Origin of the sequence: Robiginitalea sp. SC105 (assembly GCF_014243345.1) — a bacterium.
Classification (GTDB): domain Bacteria; phylum Bacteroidota; class Bacteroidia; order Flavobacteriales; family Flavobacteriaceae; genus Robiginitalea.
The window spans coordinates 1,697,535-1,712,066 of sequence record NZ_JACLZF010000001.1; the positions used below are offsets into that span (position 1 = coordinate 1,697,535).

15 protein-coding genes are annotated in these 14,532 nt (G+C 57.0%); 13 read left to right on the top strand and 2 right to left on the bottom strand.

The features are described from left to right. Nucleotides 1-100: 100 nt before the first annotated feature. Entirely contained in the window at nucleotides 101-2,560 is a 2,460-nt protein-coding gene (locus H7F20_RS07525; protein WP_185785486.1) for an outer membrane beta-barrel family protein, read from the bottom strand. Between the two features lie 304 nt (nucleotides 2,561-2,864). Here H7F20_RS07525 and H7F20_RS07530 point away from each other — a divergent pair, with 304 nt between their 5' ends. Next, on the top strand, nucleotides 2,865-3,233 hold the full coding sequence (locus tag H7F20_RS07530) for a CoA-binding protein (protein WP_185785487.1): 369 nt from the start codon (nucleotides 2,865-2,867) through the stop codon (nucleotides 3,231-3,233). On the opposite strand, the gene H7F20_RS07535 is transcribed toward H7F20_RS07530, so the two are convergent. Further along, nucleotides 3,230-4,708, bottom strand: a complete 1,479-nt coding sequence (locus tag H7F20_RS07535; RefSeq protein ID WP_185785488.1) for a sodium:solute symporter — start codon at nucleotides 4,706-4,708, stop codon at nucleotides 3,230-3,232. The genes H7F20_RS07530 and H7F20_RS07535 overlap by 4 nt on opposite strands. A gap of 138 nt (nucleotides 4,709-4,846) precedes the next feature. On the opposite strand from H7F20_RS07535, the gene recR reads away from it, so the two are divergent. The 12 genes from recR (at nucleotide 4,847) to H7F20_RS07595 (ending at nucleotide 14,532) form a co-directional block, all read left to right on the top strand. Next, nucleotides 4,847-5,473 (top strand): recombination mediator RecR, encoded by a 627-nt coding sequence (gene recR, locus H7F20_RS07540; RefSeq protein WP_185785489.1) that lies wholly within the window; start codon nucleotides 4,847-4,849, stop codon nucleotides 5,471-5,473. Between the two features lie 74 nt (nucleotides 5,474-5,547). Continuing rightward, nucleotides 5,548-7,029 carry a dihydrolipoamide acetyltransferase family protein gene (locus tag H7F20_RS07545; RefSeq protein WP_185785490.1) on the top strand — a complete coding sequence of 494 codons (1,482 nt, stop codon included), beginning with the start codon at nucleotides 5,548-5,550 and terminating at the stop codon, nucleotides 7,027-7,029. Between the two features lie 53 nt (nucleotides 7,030-7,082). Beyond that, on the top strand, nucleotides 7,083-7,859 hold the full coding sequence (locus tag H7F20_RS07550) for a 3'-5' exonuclease (RefSeq protein ID WP_185785491.1): 777 nt from the start codon (nucleotides 7,083-7,085) through the stop codon (nucleotides 7,857-7,859). 159 nt (nucleotides 7,860-8,018) lie between these two features. Beyond that, complete coding sequence (locus H7F20_RS07555) at nucleotides 8,019-8,630, top strand: fumarylacetoacetate hydrolase family protein (protein WP_185785492.1); 612 nt, start codon at nucleotides 8,019-8,021, stop codon at nucleotides 8,628-8,630. Next, nucleotides 8,630-8,968 carry an Hpt domain-containing protein gene (locus H7F20_RS07560; RefSeq protein ID WP_185785493.1) on the top strand — a complete coding sequence of 113 codons (339 nt, stop codon included), beginning with the start codon at nucleotides 8,630-8,632 and terminating at the stop codon, nucleotides 8,966-8,968. The genes H7F20_RS07555 and H7F20_RS07560 overlap by 1 nt, the downstream gene beginning before the upstream one ends. Beyond that, nucleotides 8,968-10,215, top strand: coding sequence for a competence/damage-inducible protein A (locus H7F20_RS07565; RefSeq protein WP_185785494.1), 1,248 nt, complete (start codon nucleotides 8,968-8,970; stop codon nucleotides 10,213-10,215). Before H7F20_RS07560 ends, H7F20_RS07565 begins: the two co-directional genes overlap by 1 nt. 72 nt (nucleotides 10,216-10,287) lie before the next feature. Then, entirely contained in the window at nucleotides 10,288-10,524 is a 237-nt protein-coding gene (gene rpmB, locus H7F20_RS07570; protein WP_015755567.1) for a 50S ribosomal protein L28, read from the top strand. A gap of 27 nt (nucleotides 10,525-10,551) precedes the next feature. Further along, nucleotides 10,552-10,734, top strand: a complete 183-nt coding sequence (rpmG, locus tag H7F20_RS07575) for a 50S ribosomal protein L33 (RefSeq protein WP_015755566.1) — start codon at nucleotides 10,552-10,554, stop codon at nucleotides 10,732-10,734. A gap of 6 nt (nucleotides 10,735-10,740) precedes the next feature. After that, a complete protein-coding gene (locus H7F20_RS07580) occupies nucleotides 10,741-10,893 on the top strand; it encodes a DUF4295 domain-containing protein (RefSeq protein WP_185785495.1) in 153 nt (50 codons plus the stop codon). A gap of 128 nt (nucleotides 10,894-11,021) precedes the next feature. Beyond that, a complete protein-coding gene (ftsY, locus tag H7F20_RS07585; protein ID WP_185785496.1) occupies nucleotides 11,022-11,984 on the top strand; it encodes a signal recognition particle-docking protein FtsY in 963 nt (320 codons plus the stop codon). Next, a complete protein-coding gene (locus tag H7F20_RS07590) occupies nucleotides 11,981-12,856 on the top strand; it encodes a DUF2911 domain-containing protein (RefSeq protein WP_185785497.1) in 876 nt (291 codons plus the stop codon). Before ftsY ends, H7F20_RS07590 begins: the two co-directional genes overlap by 4 nt. Beyond that, nucleotides 12,811-14,532, top strand: a complete 1,722-nt coding sequence (locus H7F20_RS07595; protein WP_255444005.1) for an amidase family protein — start codon at nucleotides 12,811-12,813, stop codon at nucleotides 14,530-14,532. The genes H7F20_RS07590 and H7F20_RS07595 overlap by 46 nt, the downstream gene beginning before the upstream one ends.

Here is a 14,532-nt window from a genome sequence, read left to right on the forward strand (position 1 = left end):
GGCTGTAAAATAAAGAACCCCGGCACGGATGCCGGGGTCCCTTTCGACTTGGCCGTGGGGGTTAACCAACCAATTCCCCGCACAAGCCCGCCGGTTCTTTTCAGAAGAGGCCGCCGCCCCCTTCCTTGGTATTGCTGTCGCGGCGTTTGCGCGAGAGCGAACGGTTCTTGCCGCTGCCAAACTGGTAGGACAGGCCCAGGTAGAGTTGCCGGCTTTCCCAGGTGAAAAGGGCTTCCTGGGGGATTGGCTGTTCTGCCCGGATCTCGGCCTGCATCCAGTTGAATACATCGTTGACATTCAGGCTGAGGGTCCCCTTGCCCTGGGCAAAACTGTACCGGGCCCCCGTGTTGATAAAGTACATGGGTTCCTGGGTAAACTGCAGGCTCTGGTTCCTGCCCCGGTAAAAGCCGAATACCTGGAACGTCAGTTTTTTGGTAGCCTGCAGGCTGTTGTTTATCCGCAGGTTCCAGGCGGTATTCTCCACCTCCAGGGATTCCGTGACGATGTCATCGGCGGAGGGATCGGGGATGTCCGAGGGGAGCCGTTCGGTAAGGCCCCGCTGAATTTGCCGGTAGAGATCAAAACTCGCGTTGATATTCCACCACTTGGTTGCCTTGATGCTCCCGGAAACTTCGGCCCCGTAGGCGTAGGTATCATCGAAATTGTCAAAAGTGAGCACGAGCTTGTTCAGGTCCAGGCGGTCCACGAAGATGGCCCGGTTGATCTCATCGCGGATGGTCCGGTAAAATACCCCCGTGGTGAGACTGCCTGTTTTGAGCCGCCGGGTATAGTTGAATTCATAGGAATTGGTGAATTGCGGCCGCAGCGACGGGTTCCCGAAGGACGAGATCAGCGGGGTGCTGAATTCCCGGATCGGGTTGACCTGGGAGAGCCCCGGCCGGTCCACCCGCCGGCTCGTGCTGATCTGGAACTGGTCCTTTTCTGCCGGCGTATAGGTTACAAAAGCCGATGGGTAGAATTCGGTATAGTTGTCCGTGAAGGCCCGCACCTGGTTCGTGTCTGCAATCACCTCCACATTTTCCACACGCACCCCGGCCTGGACGGACCATTTCTCCCCGAAGGAACGGTTGTAGTTGACATAGGCCGAATAGATGTCCATCCCGTAGATAAAATCCGTGCTCGGGGTTGGCTGCAATTCCCCCTGGGCGTTGTAGGATATGCCGGTAGACCGGTAATCGGTGTCCGTCTCAAATAGCCGCGCCTGTACCCCGATTTCGAGCTTGGAGACCGAATCCGGCGGGTTTACGTAATCCAGGTTGATGGTGGTTTGGGTGCGCCGCGTATCCACAAAATCCATATAGTCCGGGAAAACGGTAACCCCGATCGTGCGGAAATCGGCATCCTCGTCATTGTCGAACCGGTTCAGGTCCGCCTCCAGTTCGAGTTCGTGCCCTTCCCGGTCAAATTTGAGCTTGTAGTCAAAGTTGTATTGCTGGCTGAGGTTTTCCTGCCGGCTGTCAAAAAACTGAATGAAATCGCGGTCGGGGTCCGGATCGAACAGGATATCACTGCGCACCCCCAAATCCCCGTCGAAGCTGTTCTGGTTGGTGAAAAAGGAGAGCGTATGGTGATCGTTCAGGTAAAAGTCCATCCCGAGTTTGTACAGGTAGGATTTGTTGTTGCTGAGCACATCGATCAGTTGCCGCGTCTGCTCGGCCGTGCGGTAAATGTTCCCGTCGTTCACATATTTGCCGATGTTGCTTCCGATATTCCCGTAGATGTTGAATTTCCCGTTGCGGTAATTCAGGTCCAGGGAGTTGTTGAATTTCGCCTCCAGCCCTTTGGTCAGCCCCAGGTTCAGGGTCCCGTTAAACCCGATGTTCGCGTTTTTGTGGAGGATGATATTGATAATCCCGCTCATGCCCTCCGGGTTATACTTGGCGGACGGGTTGGTAATGAGCTCGATCGATTTGATGGAGGACGAGGGGAGTTGCCTCAGGAGCTGGGCCACGGGTACATTGGATAGTTTCCCGTCCACCATCACCCGCACGTTGGTATTGCCCCGCATGCTGAGTTCCCCGGTCTGCTGGTCCACGTTGATCGAGGGGATGTTGTTCATGATATCGGAAGCCGTGGCCCCCGCCGTGGTGAGGTCCTTCCCGATATTGACCACCTTCCTGTCCACCTTCTGTTCGATGGTCGTGCGCTCCCCGACCACTTCCACGCCATCGAGTTCCGTGGCGACCTCCGAAATACGGATGGTACCGACATCCACCTTTTTGTGGCTGCCGTCGATATGGATGGTCCGTGACACCGACTGGTAGCCGATATACTGCACTTCGAGGGTAAAATCCCCGTCGGGGAGCTTTTCGATTTCAAAAGTTCCGTCCTCGCGGGTGATTCCTCCGGTAATGGTCTGCGAGCCGTCCGTGCTTTTGATCACCACGGTGGCGTAGGCTACAGGTTGTTCAAGGGTTTCGTCGATAATGGTACCGGAAACGGTACCTGTGACTGGGTTGGTTTCAGGGTCCGCAGCCATCCCCCGGGCCGGGGCGATGGCGGTCAATAGCAGGACCGCTGCCAGGTAGCAGAATTTCATGACTGTTCGTTTATTGATTAGATTGATTGATTGATGAATCTATTAACAAGACGACAGGGGAGGTAGAATGTTACGGGAATATGGCAATTTAACATCTGCAGGCCCGCGCTGCGGGGCTTTCAGAATGCGAAACCCCGGCTTCCCATTGAAGGTGAGCCGGGGTTTCTTACATTGATAAGCCGCACTAAACACTAACCATTAACTATAAAAATACAGCTGTATCAATGGATTTTTTCTCCCGCTGTTTCCTAAAGACGTGTTACTTTCGCTTTCGTTACACAAACGGGTTAAAAAAACTGAACTGGTGGACAATTCCAAGAAAACCCTGGTTTTCGGGGCTTCCCTGAAGCGCAACCGATACAGCAATCTGGCGATGAAGCGCCTGGCAGAAGCGGGGGTAGACACCGTAGCCTTCGGCCTGGTCGAAGGTAGGGACCACGGTATTGAAATTACTCGTAATCTTTCTGATTTCCAAGGGATTCATACGATAACTTTATATATGAACCCGCGTCGTCAGGAACCGTTTTACCAGGCGATTGTCGACCTGGCACCCAAGCGGGTGATCTTCAACCCGGGCACAGAGAACCGGGAGTTTTACAACCTGCTCAAAAAAAAGGGTATTCAGGCCGAGGAAGCCTGTACGCTGGTCATGTTGTCCATGGGTACTTATTAGACAACTGGATCACCCACGGGTTTCCGGCGGATCAAAAGCAGGCCCAGGAAGGTCAGCAGGCCGTTCAGCGGCAGGAGTTCATAACCAATTTCATAGCCGCCCAACAGTTCCGGCGGCAGGTTGGCCAGGAGGGAGACCAGCAGGATCACGACCAGCGCGACAATCCATACCCTGGAATCCTTCAGGGCGTATGGGGTGAGGATACCAAAGGAAAACAGCCCGAGCAGCGGCCCGTAGGTATAGGTGGCAACGGTCAGCAACCCGTCGATCACGTTGCGGTCCAGTACGTATTTAAACAGGATCACCACCCCGATCAGTAGCAGGCTCATGCCAATATGCACCCGCTTGCGCAGGCGCTTCTGCAGGTTGGCGGGCATGCGGGCAATCCCCATGAAATCCACGCAAAAAGAAGTGGTCAGGGAAGTCAGCGCGCTGTCTGCACTGCTGTAGGCCGCTGCGATGAGCCCCAGCATGAAAGTAACGGCAACCACCGGCCCCAGGCCGCTGTTGAGCGCAATTTCCGGAAATAGCAGGTCCGGTTTGGGGGTTCCGTCCATCAGGGGGGTCCCAATGCCGAACCGGTCCGCATAGATGAAAAGCAGTGCGCCAAGCAACAGGAACACCAGGTTGACCACCACCAGCACTGCGGAAAAGGAGAGCATGTTTTTCTGGGCGTCCCCCAGGCTCCGGCAGGTCAGGTTCTTTTGCATCATATCCTGGTCCAGGCCGGTCATGCAAATCGTGATAAACATACCGCCCAGGAAGGATTTGACCAGGTGGTTTTTGTCGGCCAGGGAGTCGGTAAACAGGATCTGGCTGTACGCCCCGAGCTCTTCGGATTCCAGGAATTCGGCCAGGCTCCAGCCGAGGCTCTGGTTGATGAAATAGATGGACAGGCCTACCGCCAGGAGCATGAAAAGGGTCTGCAGGGTATCCGTCCAGACGATGGTCTTGATGCCCCCCCGGAAGGTATAGACCCAGATCAGGGCTATGGAAAGGACTACTGTGGCCTCGAAGGGCACCCCCCAGGCATCGAAGACAAATTGCTGCAATACGATGGCTACCAGGAAGAGGCGGAAAGCGGCCCCCAGCACCCTGGAGATGAAAAAGGAGAGGGCGCCCACCTTGTAGCTCACCCAGCCAAAACGCTGCTCCAGGTACTCGTAGATGGAAGTGACTCCCAGACGGTAGTAGAGCGGCATCAGGACCAGGGCAATGACTACATAGCCCGCAAGGTACCCGAAAACCACCTGCATATAGCTGAACTGGGAACTCTCCACCCAACCGGGGACGGAAATAAAAGTAACCCCTGAAAGGGAAGCGCCGATCATGCCAAAGGCTACCAGGTACCAGGGGGATGACTGGCCGGCCTTAAAAAAATCCTCGTTGGAATCGTTCTTGCCGGTAAAGTAGGAGATCAGCAACAGGAGGGCAAAATACAGCCCGATGAGCAACAGGATGTGGGAGGCGTTCATAGGTCAGTCAGCTTGCCGTAACCGGGGTTCTGCGCCTTTGGATCCGGGCGGGAGGCGAGGGCGTTGCCCGGGTTGGACATTCCATTTAATTTGGTGTCCAAAGTACAAAACTTAAAATAGATACGTAATTTTGCGGTTATGGAAATCACATCCAAGTTACTCCAAAAAGCGGTGGACGAAGTATCCCAGTTGCCGGGTATCGGCAAACGCACGGCCCTGAGGCTGGTACTGCACCTGTTGCGCCAGCCCGAAACCCGGACAGAGCGCCTCGCAGACGCCCTTACCAGTCTGAGGACGGGTATTTGCCAGTGCAGGGAATGCCACAACATCTCGGACTCGGACCTTTGCGATATCTGTGCAAGCCCCAAGAGGGACCGGTCGCTCATTTGCGTGGTGGAGGACATCCGCGATATCATGGCCATTGAGAGCACGGGACATTACCGGGGGCTCTACCATGTGCTGGGGGGCAAAATATCCCCCATGGAAGGGATGGGCCCGCAGGACCTGAATATCGGGTCCCTGGTCCGCAAGGTGCGCGAAGGGGGAGTCGCGGAGTTGATACTGGCCCTTAGCGCTACCATGGAAGGGGATACCACCAACTTTTATTTGTTCAGGCAACTGGAAGGGACGCAGGTGAGGCTTTCGACCATTGCCAGGGGGATACCGGTGGGGGATGACCTGGAATACGCGGATGAGGTGACCCTGGGCCGCTCCATCCTGCAGCGGATCCCCTTTGAAGGGTCCTTTCACGGCCAGGGAAAATAGATAATCCATTAAACCGCCCTGTTTTTTACTATTTTTGCAAAAAATAACTTCAGGTAAGGTGTCAAAATAAGAATATGTCAAAGTTTGAATTGAAATTGCCGCAAATGGGGGAAAGCGTGGCTGAGGCGACGCTGACATCCTGGCTGAAGGAAGTGGGGGATGCCATAGAGGCGGACGAGGCCGTATTCGAAATCGCAACGGACAAAGTGGATTCCGAGGTGCCCAGTGAAGTGGACGGGGTCCTGCTGGAGAAACGCTTTGATGTGGATGACGTGATCAAGGTAGGACAGGTGGTGGCGGTTATCGAACTAAACGGGGAGGCATCCGGGGACGCAACGGATTCCGGGGCTGGTTCCACCGAAACCGAAGCGGAAGTACCTGAAGCCGATGCACCCGAAGCACCGGAAACTGCAGCGCATGCCGCCGCCGGGGCGGAGGCCCTGATGGAAAAGGCGGAGCAGACCGCCCGCCCCTCCACACCACCTGCATCACACGGCGACCGGTTCTATTCACCCCTGGTGCGCAACATGGCCCGGGAAGAAGGCATCAGCCAGGAAGAACTGGACCAGATACCCGGGACCGGCAAGGAAGGCCGGGTCACCAAGGACGATATGATCTCCTATATTGCAGCCCGTGGGGGGGAGACGGGTAAAGCAGCCTCGGCAACAGCGCAGGCCGATTCAGAGCCTGCTGAACGGGCAGGGACCTCCCAACCCGGGAACGCGCAGGCCCCGGGCGGCCAATCCGGAACCGAAAAACCGGAAGTAGGCCATGCCGCATCCCGGCAGGCAGCAGGAACCCCTTCTGCCGCCTCCGGGGCACCGCAACCGCCTGTCGCGATTTCGGAAGGGGACGAGGTAATCCCCATGACGCGGATGGGAAAACTCATCGCCAAACACATGGCAGAGAGCGTTTCCACCTCGGCCCACGTACAGAGCTTTGTGGAAGTGGATGTCACCGCGGTAGTGGAGTGGCGGGAACGCGTCAAGGCCGAATTCGAGAAACGGGAAGGGGAGAAGCTCACTTTTACCCCCATCTTTATGGAAGCCGTGGCGAAGGCGCTCAAGAAATTCCCAATGATGAATATTTCCGTCGACGGGGACCGCGTCATCAAAAAGAAACAAATCAACATCGGGATGGCAGCAGCCCTCCCCGATGGAAACCTGATCGTGCCGGTCATCCGGAATGCCGACCAGCTCAACCTGGTGGGGATGGCCCGTGCCGTAAACGACCTGGCAACCCGCGCGCGCAACAACGCCCTGAAACCCGATGAGGTGAAGGACGGGACCTATACCGTAACCAACGTGGGGTCTTTCGGCAGCGTATTCGGTACCCCGATCATCAACCAGCCCCAGGTGGGGATCCTCGCCCTGGGGGCGATCCGGAAAGTGCCTGCGGTCATCGAAACCCCCGCTGGGGATTTTATCGGGATCCGTTCCAAGATGTTCCTGTCCCACAGCTACGACCACCGCGTGGTGAACGGGGCCCTGGGAGGCCTCTTTGCCAAAGCCGTTGCCGATTACCTGGAGGCCTGGGACACCGGACGGGAAATTTAATTCCCCACGGGCAGGCGGCAATCGTTGTCCCTGCCCCAATAAATTCAGATAGCATGGAACTGAACCTGAGCAAGCCCATATGTTTTTTTGACCTGGAAACCACCGGGACCAATATCGCCACGGACCGGATCGTGGAACTGGCCATCCTGAAAATCCATCCCAATGGCAACAAGGAAAGCAAAACGTGGCTGGTAAACCCGGGAATGCCGATTCCGCCGGAAGCATCGGCTATTCACGGCATCACGGACGAAAAGGTGGCCGGGGAACCCACGTTTCCGGAACTCGCCAGGGAGGTGTACCAGATGATTCAGGGCTGCGACCTGGCCGGGTTCAATTCCAACCGGTTCGACATCCCGCTGTTGGCGGAGGAACTCCTGAGGGCCGGGGTGGATTTTGACATGAAGAATGCGGTTGCAGTGGATGTGCAGACGATTTTCCACAAGATGGAGAAGCGGACCCTGGGCGCCGCTTACCAGTTCTATTGCGGCAAGGACCTTACCGATGCCCACAGTGCGACGGCAGATACGCAGGCCACCTACGAGGTGCTCCTGTCCCAGCTGGAGCGCTACCCGGAGCTCACCAACAACGTCCGGGAACTGGCGGCGTTTTCCACCCAGAACGAAACGGTGGATTTTGCCGGTTTCATCCGCCGGGATGAGAACGGGGAGGAGGTATTTGGCTTTGGCAAGCACAAGGGGCGCAGCGTCCTGGAGGTCCTGGAACAGGAACCCGGCTACTTTGGCTGGATGCTCAATGCGGATTTCCCCCTGTACACCAAAAAGGTCCTGACCCAGATAAAGCTCAGTAAACTTAATAACAAACTCGGGTAACCCGGCGGGCTATGGCTTGCCTGCGGGCCAGGGCTTGCCGGCGGCCCGGCAAGCGGTTGCGGCGGCCCCGGATCCGGATCTGTCCGGGAGGATTGCTGCCTGCCCCCGGAGTCCTGACCGACCTGCCATCGTCCGGGAACCCTAAACCATACAATGCCTATGAAACTCGTATGTGTGGGGCGGAACTACGCCGCCCATATCGAAGAACTCAAAAACCAGCGACCCGACTCCCCGGTCCTGTTCATCAAGCCGGATTCGGCCATCCTGCCGCGGGAACAGGATTTTTACCTGCCCGACTTTTCGAAGGAAATCCACTATGAGCTCGAATTGCTGGTCCGCATCGACAAGGTGGGGAAGCACATTGCCCCCGAATTTGCCCACACCTATTACAGCCAGTTGAGCGTTGGCCTCGATTTTACCGCACGCGACCTGCAGCAATCCCTCAAGGAACAAGGGCTCCCCTGGGAGAAGGCCAAGGGTTTTGACGGGTCGGCCGTGATCGGGGAATGGGTGCCCAAATCCCGATTTGAGGGCAGGGACCACCTGGAATTCACCCTGGAGCGCAACGGCGAAACGGTACAGCGGGGGGACACCCGGCACATGCTTTGGAAGACCGATGAACTGATCGCGTATATCTCCACTTTTTTCACCCTGAAGAAGGGGGACATTATCTTTACCGGGACCCCGGCAGGTGTTGGACAGGTGATGCCAAATGATTACCTTTCCGGCAAGTTGGAAGGGATGGAGCTTTTCTCCCTAAATGTGAAATAATGATCTACAATCTCGATAAAATCAATGAAATGGCCGAAGGCGATACAGATTTCGTGCTATCGGTAATTTCGGTTTTCCTGGAGGAGGTACCCGAAGACCTCCGCGAATTGGAGGCGGCGATCGGGGCCTCCAATTACGATCAGGTCTATAAGCTTGCCCATAAGATCAAGCCCAATGTGGACCTGCTGGGGATGGAACAGACCCGGGCCATTGCCCTTGAGATCGAAACCCTTGGAAAAAGCGAAGGGAACATGGCCACCATCCGGGACCGGTTCCCCGTCCTCAAACGGGATGTCGAACAGGTTATAGGTGAATTGCAGAAAGACTTCGATGTCTGATGTATGCTGAAATCCTGACCATAGGCGATGAGATACTCATCGGCCAAATCGTCGATACCAATTCTGCCTTCATCGCCTCCGAACTCCATAAGATCGGCGTATCGGTCTTCCAGATCACTTCCGTGCAGGACAACCGGGAGCACATACTCAAGGCCCTGGAAGAAGCGGAATCCCGCGCCGATATCGTCATTATGACGGGTGGGCTGGGCCCCACCAAGGACGATATTACTAAGCACACCCTCAGCGAATACCTCGGGGACGAGCTCCGGGAGGACCCCGAAGTCCTCCGGCACGTCGAAAACCTGTTCAACACCTACATTTCCACCCCCATCTCCGACCTGAACCGCAGGCAGGCCCTGGTTCCCTCGCGGGCCGAGGTCCTGCCCAATGCCCACGGGACGGCCCCGGGTATGTGGATGAAGGGCCGCAAGGGGATCCTGGTCTCCCTTCCGGGAGTCCCCTTTGAGATGAAGGCCCTGTTCTCCGACCATGTGGTCCCCCGAATCATCGCGGGTTTTGACCGCCCGGTGCTCATGCACCATACGCTGATCACCTATGGTCTGGGCGAAAGCGCAATCGCTGACCGGCTGGAAGCCTGGGAGGATGCGCTGCCGCCCCACATCCGCCTGGCCTACCTGCCCAACCTGGGCAAGGTGCGCCTCCGGGTATCCGCCAGGGGAAGGGACCTGAAAGCAGTGCAGGCCGAACTCGGCCGCTATGTGGGCGAACTCCGGGAACAGCTCAGGGATATCCTGTTCGGGGAGGAAGACGGGGAAACCCTGGAAGCCACCCTGGGAAAATTGTTTACTGCCCGGCAAGCCACCCTGGCAACTGCCGAAAGCTTTACGGGCGGTGCGATCGCCGCTCAGCTGACTTCGGTGCCGGGGGCATCTGCCTATTTCAGGGGCAGCGTAGTCAGCTACGCCACCTCGGTCAAGTCCGGGGTATTGGGTGTCCCGGAGGACCTCATCGATGCGCATTCCGTGGTCAGCCGGGAGGTGGCCGCCGCCATGGCCGAAGGTGCAAGAAGGGTCCTGGGTGCGGATTTTGCCGTGGCCACTACGGGTAATGCCGGACCCGACAAAGGGGAGTCGGACGCACCTGTGGGCACAGTGGTCATCGCGGTTTCCGGCCCCGGCGGTACCCGGGCCGAGGAATTCACCATGGGCAACCACCGGGAGCGGATCGTCCGGAAGTCGGTCCACAAGGCCTTTGAAATGCTCCGGGAAGAAATCATAAAATTCTAAAAAAGAAGTTTGGGGGTACGCGAAAAATGCCGTAAATTTGCAGCCTGTTTTGAACCAAGTAATTAAAGCACAATGTCTAAAGTCTGCGAACTTACCGGTAAACGTGCCCAGTTTGGCAACAATGTATCGTTTTCGATCAACAAGACCCGCAGGAGATTCGATGTAAACCTCTCCAAGAAGCGTTTCTACATTCCGGAGGAAGATCGCTGGATCACCCTGAAGGTTTCGGCCCGGGCACTGAAAGCCATCAACCGGAAAGGGATTTCGGCTGTGCTGAAAGAGGCAAAACAGAAAGGAATCATCCAATAAGGTATCAGATACTAAAGCGTCAGCACCATGGCTAAGAAAGGAAACAGAGTACAGGTGATCCTGGAGTGTACCGAGCACAAGGAGTCCGGAATGCCCGGAACCTCGCGTTATATCACGACCAAGAACAAGAAGAATACGCCAGACCGGCTGGAGTTGAAGAAATTCAACCCCATCCTGAAACGCATGACGGTTCATAAAGAGATAAAATAAGGAATCATGGCTAAGAAAACGGTAGCAACATTACAATCCTCCTCCAAACGGCTTACCAAAGCCATTAAAATGGTAAAATCCCCCAAAACCGGGGCCTATACCTTTGTAGAGGCGGTTATGCCCCCCGAAATGGTAAACGAGTGGCTCAACAGCAAGTAAGGGCCCTCCAGAGATAGCATTCAGACCGCCTTCCATCAGGAAGGCGGTTTTTTTTTACCCCTGTGGCAACGGGTGGCTGCGCGGTCTGAATTGTTAAAACACTATCTTTGCAATTCACCACCAAACCCATGAGTTTATTCAAGAAAATCTTTTCCTCCGAAAAGAAGGAGACCCTCGATAAGGGGCTCGAAAAATCCAAGACCAGTTTTTTCTCCAAGCTTGGCAAGGCCGTGGTTGGTAAATCCCGGGTGGATGACGAGGTGCTCGACAACCTGGAGGAGGTGCTGGTCACCTCGGATGTAGGCGTAGACACCACTTTGAAGATTATCGGGCGGATTGAGGAACGGGTCGCCCGCGACAAATATGTGGGAACGGACGAACTCGACCGGATCCTGCGCGAGGAAATCATGGCCCTGCTGGCCCAGACCCATACTGGGGAAGCGACCGAAATCACCCTGCCCGAGGTGGCGGGGCCCTATGTGATCATGGTGGTTGGCGTTAATGGGGTTGGCAAGACCACCACCATCGGCAAGTTGGCACACCAACTCCGGAAACAGGGAAAGAAAGTAGTGCTGGGGGCCGCGGATACCTTCCGGGCCGCAGCCATCGAACAACTTGAAATCTGGGCAGACCGCGTAGGGGTACCCCTGGTGAAGCAGCGGATGGGCAGCGATCCGGCTTCAGTAGCCTTTGATACCCTGAGTTCAGCGGTTAACCAGCAGGCAGACGTGGTATTGATCGACACGGCCGGGAGGCTGCACAACAAGGTCAACCTGATGAATGAGCTTACCAAGGTGCGGCGGGTGATGCAGAAGGTGATCCCGGATGCCCCCCACGAAGTGCTGCTGGTCCTCGACGGATCCACCGGGCAGAATGCCTTTGAGCAGGCCAAACAATTTACCCGTGCCACAGAGGTCAACTCCCTGGCAGTCACCAAACTCGACGGCACTGCCAAGGGGGGCGTGGTCATAGGCATTTCGGACCAATTCGGTATCCCGGTCAAATACATAGGGGTAGGCGAGGGGGTCGAAGACCTGCAGGTATTCAACAAATACGAATTTGTGGACTCCTTTTTCAACCTTAAGTCTTGAAATACATTTTCCTGATAGGTTTTTTCCTGCTGGCCCCCCGCGGCCAGGCACAGCTGCGGCATCCCAAAGCCAGCCCGGCACAGGAAATACGGCAGGAGGTAGGCCTTTGCAACATCGGGGTTTCCTATTCCAGGCCGGCAGTACGCGGCCGGAAGATCTTCGGTGACCTGGTGCCCTACGGACGCATCTGGCGGGTAGGGGCCAATGAGTCCACCAAAATACGGCTGAGCTGCCCGGTAAGGGTGGGACCCCATGAGGTGCCGGCCGGGACGTATGCTTTGTATGCATTCCCGGAAGAAACCCGGTGGGAAATCGTATTCCACAGGGACACCACGCACTGGGGGGACGGCCGGGACGCCTTTGATCCTGCGGAAGATCTGTTTCGGTACCCCGTATCTCCGGAAATAGTCGCCGGGTCCCGTGAAAATTTTGAAATAAGCTTTGACAGCATCCGTCACGACGGGGCACAGATGATCTGGAGATGGGACCATGTACAGGTCCGTATCCCAATCTCCCTGGACACCCATAGCGCCATGGAGGCCGAAATCCGGCAGGCCCTGGATGCGGATCCCTCCGCACAATCCTACTATGAGGCCGCCCGGTACCTTCAGGAAACGGGAAGGGAGCCCGAACGCGCCCTGGCCTATGTGGACAAGGCGCTTGAGCTTGGCGGGCATACCTATTACTTCCACCGGGTGCGCTCCCTGATCCTGGCCGACCTGGGTGCATTGGGCGAAGCGGTCCGGGAAGCGGAATGGTCCCGGGATCTGGCTGGAGCCGAGGGAAAGGACGAGTTCGTCCGGATGAACACCAAAAATATCAGACGATGGAAAAAACAACTTGCTTCCGAAGGTTCAAAGCATTCACCCTGACCGGTATGGCCCTGCTGTGGGTCATGGCCTGCGGGGAAAGTGGCCCGACTCGCGGAAACCGTCCTGTAGATGTGCCCGAAACCGTTTGGCAACCCTACGATGATTCTGCAGAAGTGGCTGCGAATGCGGATCACGAAAACCCCCGAATGCGCTATAAACTGATTCAGTCGCAGGTAACCGACAAAAACGATATCTTCAAGCCCCTATACGGCGAGGCGATGTCCCTGGACCCGGACCGGTACGCCGAGTTGCGGGAATTGGTACTGGGCCATACCATACCGGAAGTGCAGCAGCAAATCCGGCATGGGGCCCTGAGTTACGAAGAGCTCACCCGTTTTTTCCTCTACCGCATCTATACCTACGAGCTCCCGAATGGCAGCACCCTCAACACCGTACTGGCGATTAACCCGGATGTCCTGGAAGAGGCCCGGGAAAGGGATGAGGTGCAGCGGCTGCTGCCCGATGGGCACCGGCATCCCGTGTTCGGTATGCCGGTGCTGCTCAAGGACAATATCGATACGGAGAACATGCCGACCACGGCCGGTGCCGTGGCCCTGAAAGACAACCGGACCGGGGATGCATTTATCGTAAACCAGCTGCAAAGGAATGGCGCCCTGATCCTCGGGAAGGTAAACCTGAGCGAATGGGCCTATTATTTCTGCGGGGGTTGTCCCGTGGGCTACAGCGCGGTGGGCGGCCAGACCCTGAACCCTTACGGGAGGAGGGTTTTTGAGACCGGCGGGTCCAGTTCGGGCAGCGGTACCTCGGTAGCTGCGGGATACGCCATGGGGGCCGTGGGGACGGAGACCTCCGGTTCCATCCTGTCCCCCTCGGGCCAGAATTCCGTGGTGGGGCTCAAACCCACCGTCGGGGTGTTGAGCCGGACGGGGATCGTCCCCATTTCGTCTACCCTCGACACCCCGGGTCCGATGGCCCGGACGATTACGGATGCAGCCATCCTGCTGGATGCCATGATAGGCCAGGACTATGAGGATCCGGCGTCCCGCGGGGTCCCCAGCCTGTTCGAAGGGGCGGGAGTACAGGTTGCAGACCTGAGAGGGAAGCGCCTGGGCGTATTCAGCAGCCTGCTGGATTCGGATTCCCTCTATCGGAAGGCCGTCATACGCCTGCGTGATGCCGGGGCGTTCATTATCCCTATCGACCCCCCTGAAACCGACCTCGATGGATTTACCCAGCTGCTCAACGGGGACATGCGGCGCGACCTGCCTGCCTACCTGGACACCCGGGTCCTCGACCGGGACGCCGTACCCGTGGCGGATGTAGGGGAGGTGGTGGCCTTCAACCGGAAAGACAGCCTGATCCGGGCACCTTACGGGCAGGCCCGGCTCGAAGGCATCCTGGAAGATACGACCACGGAAGAGGCATTCGTGGCGCTCAGGGAACGCCTGCTCGAGGCCGGCCGCAACTTTTTTGCGACGCCCTGGAAGGAACACCGCCTCGATGCCGTCCTTTCGGTGAACAACCGCCACGCCGGATATGCAGCCCTGGCGCGGTACCCTGCACTCTGCGTGCCCATGGGCTACCGGGCTGATGGGGAACCCGCCGGGCTCACCTTTATTGGGATGGTTTATCGGGAAAAACCCCTGCTGGAACTGGGATTGGCTTTTGAACAGCTGGTGCCTGCGCGGGAAATGCCGCCTGCCTATACCGAGTAA